The organism is Bacillus cihuensis (genome assembly GCF_000504145.1).
In the GTDB taxonomy this organism is placed as follows: Bacteria; Bacillota; Bacilli; order Bacillales; family DSM-1321; genus Peribacillus; species Peribacillus huizhouensis.
Window position 1 is genome coordinate 70,628 of sequence record NZ_KI632498.1, and the last position, 19,367, is coordinate 89,994.

Genomic DNA, 19,367 nt, shown 5'->3' on the forward strand with positions numbered 1-19,367 from the left:
TTATTAAGAACCAACTTGCCGCAGCACGGCGCGTACTTAGACTGTGATTCATTGAACCTTAGTTCGTAGAGTCGATTGATCTATTCTGCACGGAGATATTATCGACTCTAGAACGGCTAACAATCAGTGGGGGATGAAGAAACCTCACTGATTGAAGTTTCACTTTATTCTTCGCTGTATTCCAAAAGAATTTCTTCCAGTGTTGTTTTAATTCCATAATAGGCAAATAAAGCGATCATTAAATGTGGAAAACCGACACGGTTTCCTGTTTCATCTGGGATTAACCCTCTTAGCAAACGTAAATTAATATGCACATCAGAATATTGTTCGATGGATTCTTCATCACAAACCAGAGAAGAAGCAATCGTTACAAAAGGAATCTGTTGGTCACGCAGCTTTTTAGCAAGCTGTAAAGCTGATTGGTCTGTGGTGTAACGCGTAAATAAGATCACGCGATCCGCCACGTTTAATGATGCATTATCAACAAAGGGCTTGGCGCATGGGAAAGGCTCTGCTCCGTGAAAAGCTTCTGAAAGAATGCCCTCCATCTCTTTGAAACCTTTGAGATAAATCGCACCATCACTAATAGCTGCTTGAGCGAGAAGTCTTCCTCCATCTTCAAAATTGAAGCTCTCTTCATCCATCATCTTTTTATATAATCCAGTTAACTGGGTGGAGAATATTTTTAACATGGATATTACTCCTTTCATTCACTATCTATACCTACTGAATGCATTTAATTATAAGGGAAAGCATTTTGATTGGAAAGGAAGCCGCTTTAGTAAATGGCGCTTTTCATTTAAGATATCCATGAGGACCCGTTTTAAAGCCAAACGAAGAATAGTTCTGGTTCTATAAACTGTATCACCTTATGAAGGTGGTGGTACAGAGCTGATTGTGCGAAACCCCGCCCCTTTTCCACAGAAATGTGGTATCAAGTACTTTAGGAGGATTGAATTATTCACTTTTTTAATTTACCATTTTTTTAAAATATAGTATTTTAATTTTGATGAATAGTTTACAATTGTAAAGTAAGAACCATATTTAGCATTAACTAACTTTAAACGAATCCTTCGAAGCTTTTGAATAGTGAAAAGGTAGCGATTGTAAATACTAAGATATAACTAGTCGAATCTACAGTAACAATAAAATGAAACTTCTATCATTGGAGTTCTTCAGACGATGGCTACTTTACATGTTGTGCGTTAGTCAAATAAGCATAAAAAATTTGTTTGAGAAAGAAGTGAGAGAATGGCAGGAAAGGTTCTTATTGTCGATGATCAATTTGGTATTAGGATATTATTGAATGAAGTGTTACATAAGGAAGGGTATGATACATTTCAGGCGGCGAATGGTTTACAAGCACTTGATATTGTTACGAATCATTCACCTGATTTGGTTCTTTTGGATATGAAAATCCCCGGGATGGACGGAATCGAAATACTAAAGCGCATGAAGCAAATAGATGCTGACATCCGTGTCATTATCATGACCGCTTATGGGGAGCTTGATATGATACAGGAGGCAAAGGACTTAGGGGCAATTACTCATTTTGCAAAACCATTTGATATAGACGATATTCGTAAAGCGGTACGTGAAAATATAATCATTCAATCTAATTAAAAAAATTCTTGGTTAATCATATGTTATTGCAGATTTTAAGTAAAAAAGCGATAAAATTGTAGTGATTTAACATCTAATAATTTGTGGAACCGCTTAATTTTTTGTAATAAAACTGAATATTCTACCGCACGCGGAATTTGTTGCTGTTTTTTGATTGTCTTGATATGCTTATAAAGGAAAAAGAGACATTCACATTCTTGAATATCTAGAAAAGTTTGTGGAAACCTCTAAGGAGTATTAGTAGTTAGAAGAACATTTACTGTAGGAGGAAATGATTATGCCTTTAGTTTCGATGAAAGAAATGCTTAACAAAGCTCTTGAAGGTAAATATGCAGTTGGGCAGTTTAATATTAATAACTTAGAATGGACTCAAGCTATTTTAGGTGCTGCTGAACAAGAAAAATCACCTGTTATTCTTGGAGTATCAGAAGGTGCTGCTCGTCACATGGGCGGATTTAAAACAGTCGTTATGATGGTTCAGGGCCTATTAGAAGATATGAAAATTACAGTACCAGTTGCAATCCATTTAGACCATGGTTCAAGTTTTGATAAATGTAAAGAAGCAATTGATGCTGGCTTTACATCTGTAATGATTGACGCTTCACACCACCCAATTGAAGAAAATATTGAAACAACGAAGAAAGTTGTTGAATATGCTCATTCTAAAAATGCTTCTGTTGAAGCAGAAGTTGGAACAGTTGGCGGTCAAGAAGATGACGTGATTGCAGAAGGTGTTATTTATGCTGATCCTAAAGAATGTGAAGATCTAGTTAAACAAACAGGTGTTGACTGCTTTGCTCCAGCTTTAGGTTCTGTACACGGTGAATACAAAGGTGAGCCAAACCTAGGATTCAAAGAAATGGGAGAAGTACGTGACTTAACACAAATTCCTTTAGTTCTTCATGGTGGAACTGGAATCCCAACAAAAGATATCCAACAAGCGATCTCTCTAGGAACATCTAAAATCAATGTAAATACAGAAAACCAAATTGCTTTTACAAAAGCTGTTCGTGAAGTATTGAACAACGATTCAAAAGTATATGATCCACGTAAATACATTGTACCTGGACGTGACGCAATTAAAGAAGTAGTTATTGGAAAAATTCGCGAATTCGGTTCTGCTGGACAAGCGTAAGTTATACTTTGAAGTAAACAAGGGTTTCTCTTCTATTTTACATTTTATGTGAAGTGGAAGAGAAACTCTTATTTTATTATTGGTGCTAAAAAAGTATGGATTGGTATTTAATGTTATTATTCCTGAATTTTAATAGGACTTTTTAGACGATCTCTTTTTAAAGAGTTGGAATTTTTTCCACTATCATATAAACTAGAGTGACAATGAAATTACACTTTAGGAGGGTTATTTCAGGAACGTAAAATATTGAAGTGCTAGGAACGATTCTTATATAAAAGGAGATCCGAAGCAAAATATCGGAATGAAAAGCAAAGGTGTAAACGCTTTCTAATAATGAAGCATTTTCGTTCTGGACTAGATCTATCCTTACAAAAAATTAATAAAATTTTGTACATGACTTTTGAATTTTTGTGCAAACTAGTAAAGTGAAAAATATATGTCTATAATGGTAAAATAACCCATTGTTCCTTTGGGTGAGATCTTCACCAGTTTAGAAGGGAGTTCGTTATGGAAAAACTTAAGATTGCGGGTGGGTACCCTTTACAAGGGAGCATTCGAGTAAGCGGAGCTAAGAATAGTGCCGTAGCCCTCATTCCTGCAACAATATTAGCTGATTCTACTGTTACCATTGAAGGGTTACCAGATATATCGGATGTACAAATGTTGAAAGCGCTCCTCGAGGAAATAGGAGGAGAGATTGATTTTCGCGATGGAGAGATGACTGTAGACCCATCAAGAATGGTTTCAATGCCATTGCCAAATGGTAGAGTAAAGAAATTACGTGCTTCTTATTATTTGATGGGGGCCATGCTTGGTAAATTCAAGAAGGCTGTTATCGGTTTGCCAGGTGGGTGTCATCTAGGGCCTCGTCCAATAGACCAGCATATTAAAGGATTTGAAGCACTCGGTGCCCAAGTTACAAATGAGCAAGGGGCGATTTATTTACGAGCGGATGAACTTCGTGGCGCAAAAATTTACTTGGATGTTGTGAGTGTAGGGGCAACGATTAATATTATGCTTGCAGCAGTGCTTGCGAAAGGTCGCACAACCATTGAAAATGCAGCTAAAGAGCCGGAAATCATTGATGTAGCGACATTATTGACAAATATGGGTGCGAAGATTAAAGGGGCAGGTACAGACGTTATTCGAATTGATGGCGTTGAAAAGCTAAACGGGTGCAGACATACCATTATTCCTGATCGAATTGAAGCAGGCACGTTTATGATAATGGCTGCAGCGGTTGGAAAAGGTATAATAATTGATAATGTCATAGCACAACATGTAGAATCTTTGATTGCTAAATTACGGGAAATGGGTGTAAATATAGAAACAGGAGATGATCAAATCTTCGTGTCCCCTGGATCATTTCCATTAAAGTCTGTCGATATTAAAACGCTCGTCTATCCTGGATTCCCCACAGACCTTCAACAGCCTTTTACTTCATTATTAACGAAAACAACTGGCTCAAGTATGGTTACAGACACGATTTACGGTGCGCGCTTTAAACATATTGATGAACTCCGTAGAATGAATGCAACCATTAAAGTTGAGGGACGTGCGGCCATAATTAACGGACCTGTTCAACTTCAAGGTGCGAAAGTAAAGGCAAGTGATTTGCGCGCTGGAGCAGCTCTTGTTATTGCTGGTCTTATGGCAGAAGGTATCACGGAAATAACAGGTCTTGAACATATCGACCGAGGCTACAGCCACCTTGTTGAGAAGTTATCAGGACTTGGTGCAACGATTTGGCGTGAGGAAATGACTATGGAAGAAATTGAACAGTTTAAAGAGTAACTACTTCCTTAATTTTCAATGTGTTACATCACTTGAATAATGTGTTATACTATTTTAAATAAATAACATGTTAGTAACACTAAGGGGGAAACGCAATGGAAAGAAGCTTATCAATGGAACTCGTTCGCGTGACAGAAGGAGCGGCATTGGAATCAGCCCGCTGGATGGGTAGAGGCTTGAAAATGGAAGCGGATGATGCAGCCACAACTGCGATGCGAGATGTATTTGATACCGTTCCGATGAAAGGGACAGTTGTCATCGGTGAAGGAGAGATGGATGAAGCTCCTATGCTATACATCGGGGAGAAGCTTGGGACAGGCTATGGACCTCGAGTAGATGTAGCGGTAGACCCTTTAGAAGGAACGAATATTGTTGCATCTGGTGGCTGGAATGCTCTTGCCGTTTTAGCAGTCGCAGATCATGGTAATTTACTACACGCGCCTGATATGTATATGGAAAAAATCGCTGTTGGTCCAGAAGCGGTTGGATTAATTGATATCAATGCCTCGGTTCTTGATAACTTAAAGGCTGTCGCAAAAGCGAAGAATAAAAACATTGAAGATGTTGTAGCAACGGTGTTAAACCGAGAGCGACATAGAAGAATTATTCAAGAATTACGTGATGCGGGAGCGAGAATTAAGTTAATTAATGATGGCGATGTAGCTGGAGCTATCAATACAGCATTTGATCATACTGGCGTTGATATTTTATTTGGAAGCGGTGGAGCACCTGAAGGCGTCATTTCAGCTGTTGCCTTAAAATGCCTTGGTGGAGAAATTCAAGGGAAACTGCTTCCGCAAAATGATGAAGAAGCTGAACGCTGTATGAAAATGGGGATTGATGTCAAAGCTGTGTTAAGAATGGAAGACCTTGTTCGTGGTGACGATGCAATATTTGCTGCAACAGGAGTCACGGATGGAGAATTATTAAAAGGTGTCCAATTCAAAGGAAATTATGGCGAAACTCATTCAGTTGTCATGCGAGCAAAATCCGGAACAGTCCGCTTTGTTGAAGGGCGTCATAGCTTGAAAAAGAAACCAAACTTAGTCATGCGTTAACCCATTCTACCTCGTGGATTTTAGAAATTCTTCAATAAAAGCGGGCGGTATTCACTGCTCGCTTTCTCTGTAAAAAAATTTAAGTTGATTAATTAAAATAAAGAAAGTACAATAAGGGTTGTTTTTATAAATAAAAATATTTTAGATTAAATCAACTGCTTTTTTAATACTCCTAATTTATGAGCCTTCTATATTATTCTTCTTTACAAGTAAAGATGTCATTCATTATCTTCTAGCAAAAAGGATACTCTCCCTATTGCCATTTATTAACCATTCATGTTATCTATGTATGATATGGATGTAACCGTTAATTATATAAAGTGTGGTGCCAAAATGAATTTAACTATTTCGAATTTAGAAAACATGAAATTAAAAGATTTGTACGAGCATGCTCGTGAGTACAAAGTATCGTATTACAGCAAGCTTTCCAAAAAAGAACTAATCTTTGCGATATTAAAAGCACAGGCTGAGCAAGATGGATTATTATTCATGGAAGGTGTGCTTGAAATTATCCCATCTGAGGGATTTGGCTTCTTACGTCCGATTAACTACTCACCAAGTTCTGAAGATATTTACATTTCCGCTTCACAAATTCGTCGGTTTGATCTAAGAAATGGTGATAAAGTATCAGGTAAAGTACGACCTCCAAAAGAAAATGAGCGTTATTATGGTTTGCTTCATGTTGAAGCAGTCAACGGTGACAACCCAGAATCAGCAAAAGAACGTGTGCATTTCCCTGGCTTGACTCCGTTGTATCCAGATCGCCAAGTCAAACTGGAAACGGTTCCGAAATACTTATCTACTCGAATTATGGATGTGCTTGCTCCTGTGGGGTTTGGTCAACGTGGTTTGATAGTTGCTCCGCCAAAAGCGGGTAAAACGATGCTAATTAAAGAAATTGCAAATTCAATTACAACGAATCACCCAGAAGCAGAATTAATTGTGCTTTTAATTGATGAGCGACCAGAAGAGGTAACTGATATTGAACGTTCAGTTGCTGGTGATGTAGTAAGCTCAACGTTTGATGAAGTACCTGAAAACCACATAAAAGTGGCAGAATTAGTTCTTGAACGCGCAATGCGACTTGTGGAACATAAACGCGATGTAATCATCCTGATGGATAGTATTACCCGTCTTGCCCGAGCTTATAACCTGGTGATTCCACCGAGTGGACGTACTCTTTCAGGTGGTATTGATCCGGCGGCATTCCATCGACCAAAGCGATTCTTCGGTGCAGCGCGTAATATTGAAGAAGGTGGAAGTTTGACCATTCTTGCAACGGCGCTTGTTGATACAGGTTCGCGTATGGATGATGTCATTTATGAAGAATTTAAAGGTACAGGAAATATGGAGCTTCATCTGGATCGTACTTTAGCTGAGAGAAGAATCTTCCCTGCGATTGATATTAGACGTTCTGGAACACGGAAGGAAGAATTGTTAATTCCGAAAGATCGCCTTGATAAGTTATGGGCAATCCGCAAAACAATGTCAGACTCACCGGATTTCGTAGAGAAATTCCTGAGACGTTTAAAGCAAACGAAGAGCAATGAAGAATTTTTTGGTAAGTTGGAAGAAGAAATGAAAAAAGGTTTGGCAGCATCTAAGCGTTCTTAAAAACTAGGCTATGTTAAATTTAGTTGTTGATTTTGGCACTATGTTGATGGAGCGGAAAGCGAACGCTTCTCGTTGCAATCAACAGGCAAGTTTAACAGAGCCAAATATTAAGCAGTGATTCAAATCGTCTAGGGGTTGCTAACTAGATGGGATACGTTAACATCAACGTTCCTAGGCGGATGTCTTGTTTTAGATGCAGATTACGTTGCTTTTAGTAAAATGTAACAAGTAGTTGCATATCTCGACTACAGTTGTTATAATAAGTGCATGTGTTTTTACAATTTATGTGAGGGTTACTTCTCTTCGCATTGAAGTTATAACTCTGTTTCAGAATGATTCAGGGCAGAAGGAGCTGAAAAGAATGAAAGCTGGAATCCATCCAAATTATAAACTTGCAAAAGTTATTTGCTCTTGCGGGAATACATTTGAAACTGGTTCAATCAAAGAAGAAATTAAAGTTGAGACTTGTTCAGAATGTCATCCATTCTACACTGGTCGTCAAAAATTCGCTGAAGCTGGCGGACGTGTTGACCGTTTCAACAAAAAATACGGTCTTAAATCACAACAATAGTAATAATGAAAACTTCCGAAACAGGCAAGTGCATGTCCTTGCCTGTTTTTTTTATCGTAAATTAATGGTATTTTTACTAAGATTGCCTGAAATAAGGCGTTATTATAAGAGTTGTTCAAGAAAGTAAATTAGGTTTTTAGACCAAGGATCAGGACGAATTGATAATGAGAAATTGGTCGGAAGAAAGGGTAATAGCTGGAAAGGGGAGTGACTGTTTCAATGTATGAAATGAAACAATCTGGCTGGATTGAGATGATTTGCGGTAGTATGTTTTCAGGGAAATCGGAGGAATTAATTAAAAGAGTCAGCCGAGCTCAATTTGCGAAACAGAGCATTGCTGTTTTCAAACCTGTTATTGATAATCGCTATGCGGAAGAAGCTGTTGTGTCTCATAATGGATCGTCTGTTATGGCAAAACCGATTTCGCATTCTACTGAGATTTTTAATTATCTCAATAAAAAAATAGATATTATTGCGATTGATGAGGTACAATTTTTTGATGAAGAAATTGTAGAAGTTGCCCAGCATCTTGCGGATAGCGGTTATCGGGTCATTTTAGCTGGATTGGATCAGGACTTTCGTGGCGAGCCATTCGGGTCTGTACCGGTTTTAATGGCATTAGCAGAGTCAGTCACGAAGCTTCAAGCTGTTTGCGCGGTTTGCGGATCAGCAGCAAGTAGAACTCAAAGGCTTGTCAATGGACTTCCAGCTGCCTATGATCAGCCGATCATACTCGTTGGAGCATCGGAAGCATATGAGCCTAGATGTAGACATCATCACATGGTGCCTGGAAAGTCAGAGAAGATGAAACGAATCGTCAAGAATTATGCAGAATAATGAAGAAATAATCCGAAGGGTCTGACCTTACACTCTATAGATCGTTTAAGTGCCATCTTCACGCCATAAACGATCTATAGTAGTTGTTTTTAGTCTGGCCCTTTTTCGTCATTTATTTTCGCCTATTTTTTGCGTTTAATATGGGAAGCCTATTATTAAGCCTTATAAGGGCGTGATTAAAAGGAGGGTTCCATATGAAAACAGTTTGGTCTTTCGTAATTATTGCGTTATTAACAGGGTGTAATGGTTTGACAAACAACGCAGGTGACAAAAATAATGTGAATGAAGATGCTTCAAGTAATCTGAAAAAGGTAACGAGTGATAGGGGGCACTATAGTAATCAGCCTGCTGATCAGTTGTTGAATACCCCATACAGTGTATCGAATACAGCCACTTCTGATGGCGCTGACATTGAGCATGCTCGTAAAACCGTTGAGGTAGAGACAGGTTATGAGGCAACGGGTGTCCAGGTAAATGGACTTTCAATGGTTGTGACCATTGAAGATCATGGGAAAATAAAAACAGAATCGGAATGGAAGAAGGAGAAGAAACGTATTTATCGTCTATTGAGTCAAGCTTTGCCGCGTTATCATATCGATGTAAAGCGAGAACATTAATGTAAGATTTCCGATTCAAGCATCCTTCATCCGATTGTCTTTGACGTTGATTATTATCCTATACTATAATTAACATGAAATGGATAGGCTGAAAGTTAAAGAGATAAATCAATGGATGGTGTGCTCCGTAACGAAAGGGTCAAATCCTTTTGTGGAACATCCTTCTTATGAAATTATGAGGTGAACAGAGTGTTTGATCGACTACAGGCAGTTGAGGATAGATATGAACGATTAAATGAATTATTAAGTGATCCTGCAGTGATCAATGATTCCAATAAGCTTAGAGAATACTCGAAGGAACAATCGGATATTCAAGATACCGCTATTACGTATAAGGAATATAAAGTAATTCGGGAACAATATCAAGAAGCGAAAGCGATGCTTGAGGAAAAGCTTGATGCAGATATGAAAGAAATGGTTAAAGAAGAGTTGAACGAACTTGAATCCAATATTGAGGAGTTGGAAGCTCGATTAAAAATTCTTCTTATTCCTAAAGATCCAAACGACAATAAGAACGTAATCATGGAAATTCGCGGTGCAGCTGGTGGGGATGAAGCAGCGTTATTTGCTGGAAGTCTATATCGGATGTATAGCCGTTATGCTGAGATGCAAGGTTGGAAAACGGAAGTTATTGAAGCGAATGCAACGGGGTTAGGCGGTTATAAGGAAATCATCTTTATGATTAATGGGAACGGTGCATATTCTAAATTGAAATTTGAAAATGGTGCACACCGTGTTCAACGAGTTCCTGAAACAGAGTCAGGTGGTCGAATTCATACGTCAACAGCTACGGTAGCTGTATTGCCTGAAACTGAAGAAGTTGAAATTGAAATCCATGAAAAAGATATACGGGTTGACACTTTTGCTTCTAGTGGACCTGGTGGACAAAGTGTAAATACAACGATGTCTGCTGTTCGATTAACGCATCTTCCTACCAATACGGTTGTTTCGTGTCAGGACGAAAAATCACAGATTAAAAATAAAGAAAAAGCTATGAAGGTTTTGCGTGCTCGTGTGTATGATAAAATTAATCGGGAAATTCAAGCTGAATACGATCAAAACCGTAAGTTGGCAGTTGGAACGGGCGACCGATCAGAGCGAATTCGAACATATAACTTCCCGCAAAATCGTGTGACAGATCATCGAATTGGTTTGACAATTCAGAAGCTTGATCAAATAGTAGAAGGTAAGCTTGATGATATAATTGATGCATTAATTGTAGAGGATCAATCCTCCAAGCTGCAAAATGCGGATGATTAAGTCGTTCAAAGTATATGAAGCCCTGAATTGGGCTTCTTCTTTTCTGATGGAGCATAATCGGGATAGGAATGCAGGGGAGATTTTACTGCAACATTACCTTGGAGTAAATCGATCACAGCTGCTTGCGAGATTACATGACGAACTTCCTGAACAAATAAGCTCGACATTCATACAATCTGTGGAAAAACATGCGAAGGGAACACCGGTTCAATATATGACTGGGTCTGAGGAGTTTTACGGCAGAACGTTTACGGTGAATGAAGAAGTTCTGATCCCTAGACCGGAAACAGAAGAATTAATTGAACATGCACTTTTGAAAATAAAAAAACTCTTTCCTGTAGAGCGACCGCTTGAGCTTGTGGATATTGGAACAGGAAGCGGTGCAATTGCTATTACGATGAAGCTTGAATGTCCCAAATTGCTTGTGACGGCTACAGATATCGCAAATCCATCATTGGAAGTTGCTAAGGCGAATGGAAAGGCTTTAGTGGCAGAGGTTGAGTGGGTCCAAGGAGATTTATTAAAGCCGTTTATTGCAAAGGGACAAACGTTTGATATTCTACTTTCCAACCCACCCTATATTCCAATTGCCGACAAAGCCACGATGTCAGTCGTTGTAACCGAGCATGAACCACATCGTGCCTTATTTGCGGGGGAGGATGGTTTAGAATTTTATCGTCGGTTTATGGAGGAGCTTCCTCTTGCTATGAAAAAACCAGGACTGATCGGCTTTGAATTTGGTGCAGGACAAGGAAGTGCTGTTGCTGAAATGTTGCAGAAAGCTTTCCCTGAAGCGTTGGTCAGTGTTGAATACGATATTAATGGCAAGGATCGTATGGTTTTTGCTGAACTTTAAGAAAAACAAAAGTAATGACTTTAAGTAGGAGGGCTCTAAAAGCGAGGATTCGAAGCGTCAGCCCCTTATCTATTCCTACCAATTTAAGACCAGCTTAGCGCCGTTTGGGTGTGAACTGGTCTTTTTTTGTATGAAGGACTGGGGGCGGGGCTTCGCGACTTACTAATATAGCCAATCTATTTATCCCGCATTAACGGGCAGTAACCCCTAACCTCAAGGCTGGGAGGAATCCGAGGAGCATGGGTGGGGGATGAAGAAAGCCCCGCTGATTTTATTGAGAAAGCATCCAAAATTCCGGTTCTGCACCGCCACCATTGAGATTAGGCGAGTGTAGCGTGCTACAGGATGTAACGTTATGTAGGACTATGATTCTAGTATACTTCTAAAATATTTAATAAAGGAATGCTTATTTTTTTAGATATATAGTTTAAGACAGCCCCTTTCTGGCGACACTATTTTTGTGAGGGGAGAGGAAGAAGATGAGAAAAAATTTAGCAATTATCTATCTTTTAATTTTAACAATTGGAACAATCGTTAGTTTATATATGCCTAAAGTGGCGGCAACAGTTGAGGAAACTGAAATGATACCTGATGAAGCGATTCGATTAAGGATTCTTGCTAACAGTGATTTAGAGGCAGATCAAGCAGTTAAGCGACTCATTCGTGATGAAGTAAATAAGGAAATAACGTTATGGGTTGAAGATTTAACATCCTTGGACGAAGCAAGAGCAATCATTTCGTCTAACATTCCAAAAATCGAGGAAATTGCAGAAAGAATAATAGCTGAAAAAGGTTTGGATCAAGCAGTTTCGGTGAAATTCGGTAAAGCTGAATTCCCAACAAAGTTGTATGGCCAATATTTATATCCGGCTGGCGAATACGAGGCAATTGTCGTTACACTTGGAGAGGGTGAAGGAGCTAATTGGTGGTGTGTATTATTTCCTCCCTTATGCTTTCTTGATTTTTCAAATGGAACAGCGGTAAGTCAGACGCCTTTTGAAGAGGGGATAGAAGAACCAGATGGTCCTGTTGAAAAAGAAATAGAGAGTTCAGTTAAGGAGAAAGAAGTAATAAAGGTTCCTGTTAAAGAGAAGGAAGAAACTGAGATTTCTTTTGAAGAGAAAAAAGGAATAGAGAGTTCAGTTAAGGAGAAAGAAGTAATAAAGGTTCCTGTTAAAGAGAAGGAAGAAACTGAGATTTCTTTTGAAGAGAAAAAAGAAACAGAGAGTTCAGTCGAGGAGAAAGAAGTAATAGAGAATCCTGTTGAAGAGAAAAAGGAAGCGGTGAGTTCGGTTGAGAAGAAAGAAGAAATCCAAACTCCGATCGATGTTCAAGTGGAATCACAGAGTCTTCTGGATGATAGAAAAGAATTAGAGGAGCGGTCTGTTTTAAATCGAGATCAAGTAGCTGTACAGCAGGAATCTGTCTACAATGGACAAGAAGAAGAGCCGATTATCGTAAAATCTTTTTTTGCAGAGCTATTCTCTCAGCTGTTTTGATAAATGAAGGACATGGGGACGGGGCTTTGCGACTTACTAATATAGCCAATCTACTTAGCGGGATATTACTGATTTTATCGAGAAAACATCCAAAATTCCGGCTCCGCCCCGCTACCATTGAAATTGGGCGAGTGTAGCATGCTTCATGATAGATCCTTCATGGTGAATGGTGGCGTTTTGTATGAAAGGATAGAGATGGTGCTTCCATAGCGTAAACAGTGTTGGTAATGAAACTACGCTAAACTCTTCTGTTATGGAAGTAGGTTTTGTTGCATATGAAATATCTATCTCGCATTAATGCTTATCTCTCCACTGATGGAAGTTTCATTTAATGTGGATAACTTGATTTTCTGACTGTATTTTGCGCAAATGGCCAAGTCGTTTTTGATTTTGTTCTTAATCGAAGTTCTAGTTTAGGTTTTCTATCATATACCTAGTAAAAACTAGAGGAGCGATTATATGGTAGCATTCTATCAAGTAAGTGAAATGGATATTCCAGAATTGGCACGGTTTTTATCGGAAGCTGATGTAGGAGAAGTAGATTTACAAATGTACTATCAGTATTTTATAGTCGCTAGACACGAAGAAGGTGAGATTGTAGGAACGATTGGATTAATCCCTATTAAGAATTCTGGCTTGCTAAGATCTTTTGTGGTTACACCTGATTTTCCTGCAGAAAAAATATCCGAGCTCATCCAATATATGTTGCTTGCGGCTAAAAGTCGCGAATTAGCGTCGATCTATCTTGTGACAGAGAAACAAAGTTCGCTCGCGTTTTTTGAAGCGTTTGGTTTTGAAAGAAAAGTGGACATCGAAGAAGAAATAAAAAGTTCTCCACATGTGGAAAAGTTAATCCAACAGAAAAATCGTTGGTTAATGCAGAAAATTCTTTGAATTCATCAACATATTCACAAAGTTATTCACAAATAAGCAAGCGTTATCCACAAATTGTGGATAACGCTTGTTTTATTTACAGTCATCTTTTATACTTTCAAAGTAACTTTTTAATAAAAGGTGAAATAATAAGAGTTTTTTTAAGAAAAATAGAACATAATGTAAAAAAGGCGAAGGTGTTAATGATGGAAACTAATTTGTGGGTAGTGGATAAAGATGTGGATAAGAAAAAGGGTTATCCACAGTTAGCAGAAGCAGCCCGTTTACTGGCAAATAATGAGGTTGTGGCTTTCCCAACTGAGACTGTTTATGGTTTAGGAGGAAATGCTAAAAGTGATGAAGCGGTGAAGAGAATATTTGAAGCGAAAGGCCGCCCTAATGATAACCCGTTAATCGTTCATGTCGCATCAATGGAACAGTTAAATGAAATCACGACAGAGATTTCTGAATTAGCAAAGACTTTAATTAAGAAATTCTGGCCAGGTCCTCTCACACTCATTCTTGAAAAAAAAGAAGGAGCTTTACCAAATAGTGTGACAGCGGGTTTGCGAACTGTAGGGGTCAGAATGCCAGATCATCCCGTTGCACTTGAAGTAATCCGTATGAGTGGTGTGCCGATTGCGGCTCCAAGTGCTAATACATCAGGAAAACCGAGCCCAACAACGGCGAAACACGTTTCGGATGACTTAAATGGGAGGATTGCTGGAATAGTCGATGGCGGCTCTACGGGTGTAGGAGTTGAATCGACTGTACTTGATTGTACAGTACCGGTACCTGTCATTCTTAGACCTGGTGGTGTAACAAAAGAAGAACTAGAAGCTGTTATTGGACCTATTAAGGAAGATGCATCGCTTAAAAATCAAGCAGTTACACCGAAGTCACCTGGAATGAAGTATACTCATTATGCGCCGGATGCACCGCTTATTTTAATCGATGGTAAACAGGGATTTTTCCAACAGATAATCGAGCAGTACCAAGCAGTAGGCAAGAAGGTTGCTGTTATGGTGCCAGAAGAGCACGAGCATGATTATCAAGCGGATTATCTCGTGTGTTCAGGTTCTCTGGCTAATTTACATTCAATTGCAGCGAAATTATATGATACATTACGGACATTCAACGATCTAGATGTAGATATTATTTTAGCTGAAGTGTATCCAGAGGCAGGTATAGGCCATGCTATTATGAACCGCTTGCTTAAAGCAGCAGGGCATCAACTAATCAAGGAAGAATAAAGTGAAACTTCAATTAGTGGGGTTTATCCCCACTGATTGTTAGTCTCGTTCTACTGTTACTAAGATCAAATGAATCACAGACTAAGTGTGCCGCGTCTATGTGTGTAAACTTTACGTCTGCTCGTGCATCGGTAAGTTCCACTGTATCTCACCAATCGGGCTTTTACGGGCGGTTGTCCCCTACCTACACTTCTTCGATTCTTCTAAGCCTCTCTTGACTTTCCGTTAATCCGGGATAATGGATTTGTACAGAAAGTGGTAACTACTTTGTTGTCTTATAAGATGTATAGTAGCTGTTCATTCTCTTTTCAACCCGCTTTCAGCTTTTGTGCTTCTAAGTTCTCTTGGACATGCATAACATGAAGTAGGCACGTCCGGGGGGGTAGGGGAAAGTGAGTATTGTTACGGGAGAGCTGGTCACTTTAATGCTAATGGCATTTGCATTGGGAATGGATGCCTTTTCTGTCGGGCTTGGCATGGGAATGTTTAAGTTAAGGCTTAAACAAATCTTATTCATTGGTTTGACAGTAGGTTTTTTTCATATATGGATGCCTCTGGCAGGTATGACAGCCGGTCGGTTTATTTCAGGACATTTTGGTGTGTTTGCTGTTTACGCTGGCGGAATATTACTTATCGTCCTCGGAATTCAGATGTGTATATCGGGAATACGAGGAGGAGATACCCCACTTCTTGCTCCAGTAGGGAAAGGGTTATTCATCTTTGCGATTAGTGTGAGCTTGGATAGCTTTTCTGTCGGTCTAACTTTAGGAATTTATGGAGCGAAAACACTACTGACGATTCTATGCTTTGGTATTGCGGCTACCTTGCTTACTTGGCTGGGGTTGTTAACAGGAAGGAAAATTCAAGGATTGCTCGGAGTTTACAGTGAAGTGCTGGGCGGAAGCATATTATGTGCTTTCGGTATAAAGCTTCTGCTTTCTTTTTAATCATGAATGATTGTACCGAAGTCAGAAAGGGTTGTTGAAATCTGGCTTTTTTTTGTTACCTCTTCTTTAATGAGACGACTTTTTGTGTAAGACTGTTCGCAATAGATATTAAATATCCCTTTGTCATCTCGAATAAAATGTCAAAATATTGTTCGAATTATCATGGACGTTGATAAGGAAGAAATGGTACTTTTATCATAGAGAATGCAGGAACAAGGTTTTAGAATTAAGAGTGGATCTCTATAATGAATTGGAGGAGGCGGAATTTAATGATTCGAATATTATTTGTTTGTACCGGGAATACATGCAGAAGCCCTATTGCGGAAGCGATACTAAAAGCCAAGCGACTGTCTGGGGTTGAAGTGAAATCGGCTGGTATATATGCTTCGGTAGGCCATCCAGCCTCATACCATGTACAAAATGTTTTATCTGATCAAAATATTCAACAAAATCATTCATCTACTCTATTAACGAAAACTGAATTGGATTGGGCTACATATATTTTTACGATGACAGAAGGACATAAAGCTATGATAGCATCTTCCTATCCACAATCTTCGGAAAAGACTTTTACATTGAAAGAATTTGTACTTGATGACCCGAATAACATGGATGTTTACGATCCATACGGGGGTTCGAGAGAAATGTACGAGGAAACTTTCATTGAGCTTCAAAGATTAATTGAAGGATTGATTGAGAGAATTGGTAGATAACCGAGGAGGAAGAGGGGGACAGGAAATTGGTTGAAAAAAGGAGATATAAGTTTGGCTTGCGAAAGAAAATTGTTATATTCATTACGATTTTAGCTCTTATTACCTATTCTACTAGCGGCGTTTTTCTTTATGGTCTGTACCCGCTCTTTTTTGATGAACAGTTCAACCGAACAACCTTTACGATTTTAACTCTGGCTGGCGGGATTTTTTGGTCGGCTCTACTCGGTTTTTTTGCAGCTGGATTTATAACGAAATCTCTGCAAAAACTTGAACAAGTTGCTTTAAAAGCGGCACACGGAGATATTTGTGAAGATGTTGAAATATCAAAAACGGATGATGAGATTCGTTCACTAGGCATTGCGTTTAACTATATGCTCTACAATTTAAGAGATATGGTAAAGAAAATTGATGAAAATTTTAAAGAAACGAATGCTAAAGTAGTTTCCATCTCAGCTGAATCATCGAAAGCTGCAGAACAGGCAGAAGCAATTGTAAGAACAATAGAAGAAATTTCACAAGGGGCGGAGAGTTCTGCCGTATCTATTCAGAATACAGCTGAAGCTATGGAAGACATTACTTTAATCGCTGAAGAAGTTCAAAATAAAGCAAACTCTTCTTCAGAAATAGCGCATATTATGGTAGCTGAGCTGACGAAAAGTAAAGATGTGATTCATTCGCTGGTGACAGGTATACAACAGCTCGCCGAAGAAAACCAAGAATCACTCAAAGGAGTAAAACGATTAGAGGAACATGCAAAAAAGGTGGAAAAAATCATTCAGCTTGTTGGGGATATAGCTGCCCAAACGAATTTACTTGCATTAAATGCTTCTATTGAGGCAGCTCGTGCTGGAGAGCAGGGCTTAGGCTTTGCGGTAGTAGCTGAGGAAGTTCGTCTATTGGCTGATCAAAGTGCCGAAGCTGTTCAAGGGATATCTGTTTTAATTCAGAATATCCAACTTGAGGTGCAGAGTGTTGTAAAACAAATAGACGTGCAGGTTATCTCTGCTAATAGAGGAGCACAAAAAGGAACAGAATCGAACGAGGCAATTGAAGAAATGACTAGAACAATTCATAATGTCGTAGAAGCTGTTCAAGATATTACAATACTCGTAAGCCGTCAAATGGAAGGTATCCAAGACACATCACACCAATCTCAAGAAGTAGCGGCCATTGCTGAAGAAACATCTGCTGGTGCAGAGGAGGTAACAGCCGCTACCCAAGATCAAACGAAAGTAATCGAAAATGTGGACCGGCTAGCGATTGAATTAAAAGAACAAGCAGAACAACTCAAACAGACGATCACTCGCTTTCGCGTAAGGGTCTGACCCCTCCGTTTCTTAAAGATTCTTTATCTTTTCATTCATTTGTGACACAATAAAATAAAAAATCCTGGGGAGGGTTACAATGAAAATAGCAATCACATCAGACCACGGTGGAACAGTAATCCGCGAAGAAATAAAAAAGTTAATGGACGAGCTTGGCATTCCTTATGATGATTTTGGCTGTACGTGTCAATCGTCTGTAGATTACCCGGATTACGCACTCCCTGTAGCGGAAAAGGTAGCAAATGGAGAATATGATAAAGGTATTTTGATTTGCGGAACTGGAATTGGTATGAGTATCGCTGCAAACAAGGTAAAGGGGATTCGTTGTGCGCTTGTGCATGACGTATATAGCGCGAAGTTGACTCGTCAGCACAATGATAGCAATATGCTTGCGATGGGAGAACGTGTCATTGGCCCAGGTCTTGCCCGTTCTATTGCTCAAGCATGGTTGACTGAAGAATTCGAAGGTGGTCGTCATGCGAATCGAATCGGAAAAATTTCTGAGTATGAGAACAAAAACGTATAATTCTGAAAGGAAGCGTATTTCATGGCATATGAAGAATTAGAGTTGATCAGAAGTCAATTCAGAACTTTGCTTGCAGAATTTCAACAAGTGGTAGGATTGTCAGAAAAGCAGATGCTTGTCATAGGTTGTAGCACAAGCGAAGTTATCGGCAAAAAGATTGGAACAGAAGGTACGCTAGATGTAGCAAATATGCTCTTCGCTGAATTACAATTATTTCAGAAAAAAACGGGAGTTCAACTTGCTTTTCAATGCTGTGAGCATCTAAATAGAGCACTCGTTTTAGATAAAGAGTATGCAGATTCACGAAGATATGAGGAAGTAGCAGTAGTTCCAATTAGAAAAGCTGGTGGAGCAATGGCTACAGCTGCATATCAGAAACTAGCAAATCCTGTGGTTGTTGAATATATTCAGGCAGATGCTGGCATTGATATTGGAGATACTTTTATCGGAATGCATCTTAAACATGTAGTAGTCCCGATTCGCTCCTCGGTAAAGGAAATTGGAAATGCACATGTCACACTCGCTACAACTCGACCAAAACTAATTGGCGGCGAACGTGCTGTCTATACTAATACTTCAGAAAACCAAAGCTGTTTATAAATTGAAACTTCCATCAGTGGGGGTTTTTTTCATCACCCACTGATGGTTAGCCCCGTTCTACTGTCGCTAAATCTTCGATAAAGCGACAGTACGAACCCGATAGGTTTAACTATACCTCTGCTTACGCATTGGTAAGTTTCACTTTATCTCACCAATCGGGGATTTACAGGCTGTTAAACCGGGATAAACCGAGTAAAGCTTCTCTTAAATGAGAAGTGTTTTTTTGTTAGAAATACGAATTACACGAACAATTTCCGAAAAAAAAT

Annotated in this window: 19 protein-coding genes; 18 read left to right on the forward strand and 1 reads right to left on the reverse strand. The window is 39.1% G+C overall.

The genetic code is table 11. The annotated features are described in order from the left end of the window. Positions 1–164 precede the first annotated feature (164 nt). Entirely contained in the window at positions 165–692 is a 528-nt protein-coding gene (locus V179_RS0122225; RefSeq protein ID WP_028393417.1) for a DUF2529 domain-containing protein, read from the reverse strand. A 559-nt stretch (positions 693–1,251) separates the two neighbouring features. Between V179_RS0122225 and V179_RS0122235 the strand changes: the two genes are divergently transcribed. From V179_RS0122235 to V179_RS0122320, 18 genes are all read left to right on the forward strand, one after another. Next, positions 1,252–1,623, forward strand: a complete 372-nt coding sequence (locus V179_RS0122235; RefSeq protein ID WP_028393418.1) for a response regulator — start codon at positions 1,252–1,254, stop codon at positions 1,621–1,623. Positions 1,624–1,900: 277 nt separating this feature from the next. Continuing rightward, positions 1,901–2,758, forward strand: coding sequence for a class II fructose-bisphosphate aldolase (locus V179_RS0122240; RefSeq protein ID WP_028393419.1), 858 nt, complete (start codon positions 1,901–1,903; stop codon positions 2,756–2,758). Between the two features lie 507 nt (positions 2,759–3,265). Beyond that, a complete protein-coding gene (locus tag V179_RS0122245) occupies positions 3,266–4,552 on the forward strand; it encodes a UDP-N-acetylglucosamine 1-carboxyvinyltransferase (RefSeq protein ID WP_028393420.1) in 1,287 nt (428 codons plus the stop codon). A 95-nt stretch (positions 4,553–4,647) separates the two neighbouring features. Further along, positions 4,648–5,610, forward strand: coding sequence for a class II fructose-bisphosphatase (gene glpX, locus V179_RS0122250; protein ID WP_028393421.1), 963 nt, complete (start codon positions 4,648–4,650; stop codon positions 5,608–5,610). Positions 5,611–5,943: 333 nt separating this feature from the next. After that, entirely contained in the window at positions 5,944–7,224 is a 1,281-nt protein-coding gene (rho, locus tag V179_RS0122255; RefSeq protein ID WP_028393422.1) for a transcription termination factor Rho, read from the forward strand. Positions 7,225–7,585: 361 nt separating this feature from the next. Continuing rightward, a complete protein-coding gene (rpmE, locus tag V179_RS0122260; protein WP_028393423.1) occupies positions 7,586–7,795 on the forward strand; it encodes a 50S ribosomal protein L31 in 210 nt (69 codons plus the stop codon). Between the two features lie 219 nt (positions 7,796–8,014). Continuing rightward, positions 8,015–8,632, forward strand: coding sequence for a thymidine kinase (locus tag V179_RS0122265; protein ID WP_028393424.1), 618 nt, complete (start codon positions 8,015–8,017; stop codon positions 8,630–8,632). A gap of 194 nt (positions 8,633–8,826) precedes the next feature. Beyond that, entirely contained in the window at positions 8,827–9,249 is a 423-nt protein-coding gene (locus tag V179_RS0122270; RefSeq protein WP_028393425.1) for a hypothetical protein, read from the forward strand. A 189-nt stretch (positions 9,250–9,438) separates the two neighbouring features. Then, entirely contained in the window at positions 9,439–10,509 is a 1,071-nt protein-coding gene (gene prfA, locus V179_RS0122275; protein WP_028393426.1) for a peptide chain release factor 1, read from the forward strand. Then, positions 10,502–11,365 (forward strand): peptide chain release factor N(5)-glutamine methyltransferase, encoded by an 864-nt coding sequence (gene prmC / locus V179_RS0122280; RefSeq protein ID WP_028393427.1) that lies wholly within the window; start codon positions 10,502–10,504, stop codon positions 11,363–11,365. Before prfA ends, prmC begins: the two co-directional genes overlap by 8 nt. Positions 11,366–11,844: 479 nt before the next feature. Continuing rightward, positions 11,845–12,864: a stage II sporulation protein R gene (gene spoIIR, locus V179_RS30275; protein WP_028393428.1), complete on the forward strand. Its 1,020-nt coding sequence runs from the start codon at positions 11,845–11,847 to the stop codon at positions 12,862–12,864. Between the two features lie 459 nt (positions 12,865–13,323). Next, a complete protein-coding gene (locus tag V179_RS0122290; RefSeq protein ID WP_028393429.1) occupies positions 13,324–13,758 on the forward strand; it encodes a GNAT family N-acetyltransferase in 435 nt (144 codons plus the stop codon). Between the two features lie 185 nt (positions 13,759–13,943). Beyond that, entirely contained in the window at positions 13,944–14,990 is a 1,047-nt protein-coding gene (locus tag V179_RS0122295) for an L-threonylcarbamoyladenylate synthase (RefSeq protein WP_028393430.1), read from the forward strand. A 392-nt stretch (positions 14,991–15,382) separates the two neighbouring features. Next, on the forward strand, positions 15,383–15,937 hold the full coding sequence (locus V179_RS0122300) for a manganese efflux pump MntP (RefSeq protein ID WP_028393431.1): 555 nt from the start codon (positions 15,383–15,385) through the stop codon (positions 15,935–15,937). Between the two features lie 269 nt (positions 15,938–16,206). After that, positions 16,207–16,650 carry a low molecular weight protein arginine phosphatase gene (locus V179_RS0122305; RefSeq protein WP_028393432.1) on the forward strand — a complete coding sequence of 148 codons (444 nt, stop codon included), beginning with the start codon at positions 16,207–16,209 and terminating at the stop codon, positions 16,648–16,650. Positions 16,651–16,676: 26 nt separating this feature from the next. Beyond that, the gene (locus V179_RS0122310) at positions 16,677–17,975 is read left to right on the forward strand and encodes a methyl-accepting chemotaxis protein (RefSeq protein WP_028393433.1); all 1,299 of its coding nucleotides are present in this window, start codon (positions 16,677–16,679) and stop codon (positions 17,973–17,975) included. Between the two features lie 79 nt (positions 17,976–18,054). Then, positions 18,055–18,501 (forward strand): ribose 5-phosphate isomerase B, encoded by a 447-nt coding sequence (gene rpiB, locus V179_RS0122315; protein ID WP_028393434.1) that lies wholly within the window; start codon positions 18,055–18,057, stop codon positions 18,499–18,501. 21 nt (positions 18,502–18,522) lie between these two features. After that, positions 18,523–19,101, forward strand: coding sequence for a TIGR01440 family protein (locus tag V179_RS0122320; RefSeq protein WP_028393435.1), 579 nt, complete (start codon positions 18,523–18,525; stop codon positions 19,099–19,101). Positions 19,102–19,367 lie beyond the last annotated feature (266 nt).

Excerpts from the sequence above, each read along its gene's own strand:
- V179_RS0122240 (WP_028393419.1), top strand. The coding sequence starts at position 1,901 with ATGCCTTTAGTTTCGATGAAAGAAATGCTTAACAAAGCTCTTGAAGGT.
- spoIIR (WP_028393428.1), top strand. The coding sequence starts at position 11,845 with ATGAGAAAAAATTTAGCAATTATCTATCTTTTAATTTTAACAATTGGA.
- V179_RS0122225 (WP_028393417.1), bottom strand. The coding sequence starts at position 692 with ATGTTAAAAATATTCTCCACCCAGTTAACTGGATTATATAAAAAGATG.
- glpX (WP_028393421.1), top strand. The coding sequence starts at position 4,648 with ATGGAAAGAAGCTTATCAATGGAACTCGTTCGCGTGACAGAAGGAGCG.
- V179_RS0122245 (WP_028393420.1), top strand. The coding sequence starts at position 3,266 with ATGGAAAAACTTAAGATTGCGGGTGGGTACCCTTTACAAGGGAGCATT.
- V179_RS0122320 (WP_028393435.1), top strand. The coding sequence starts at position 18,523 with ATGGCATATGAAGAATTAGAGTTGATCAGAAGTCAATTCAGAACTTTG.
- prmC (WP_028393427.1), top strand. The coding sequence starts at position 10,502 with ATGATTAAGTCGTTCAAAGTATATGAAGCCCTGAATTGGGCTTCTTCT.
- rho (WP_028393422.1), top strand. The coding sequence starts at position 5,944 with ATGAATTTAACTATTTCGAATTTAGAAAACATGAAATTAAAAGATTTG.
- V179_RS0122265 (WP_028393424.1), top strand. The coding sequence starts at position 8,015 with ATGTATGAAATGAAACAATCTGGCTGGATTGAGATGATTTGCGGTAGT.
- V179_RS0122290 (WP_028393429.1), top strand. The coding sequence starts at position 13,324 with ATGGTAGCATTCTATCAAGTAAGTGAAATGGATATTCCAGAATTGGCA.
- rpmE (WP_028393423.1), top strand. The coding sequence starts at position 7,586 with ATGAAAGCTGGAATCCATCCAAATTATAAACTTGCAAAAGTTATTTGC.
- V179_RS0122305 (WP_028393432.1), top strand. The coding sequence starts at position 16,207 with ATGATTCGAATATTATTTGTTTGTACCGGGAATACATGCAGAAGCCCT.
- V179_RS0122295 (WP_028393430.1), top strand. The coding sequence starts at position 13,944 with ATGGAAACTAATTTGTGGGTAGTGGATAAAGATGTGGATAAGAAAAAG.
- V179_RS0122270 (WP_028393425.1), top strand. The coding sequence starts at position 8,827 with ATGAAAACAGTTTGGTCTTTCGTAATTATTGCGTTATTAACAGGGTGT.
- V179_RS0122235 (WP_028393418.1), top strand. The coding sequence starts at position 1,252 with ATGGCAGGAAAGGTTCTTATTGTCGATGATCAATTTGGTATTAGGATA.
- rpiB (WP_028393434.1), top strand. The coding sequence starts at position 18,055 with ATGAAAATAGCAATCACATCAGACCACGGTGGAACAGTAATCCGCGAA.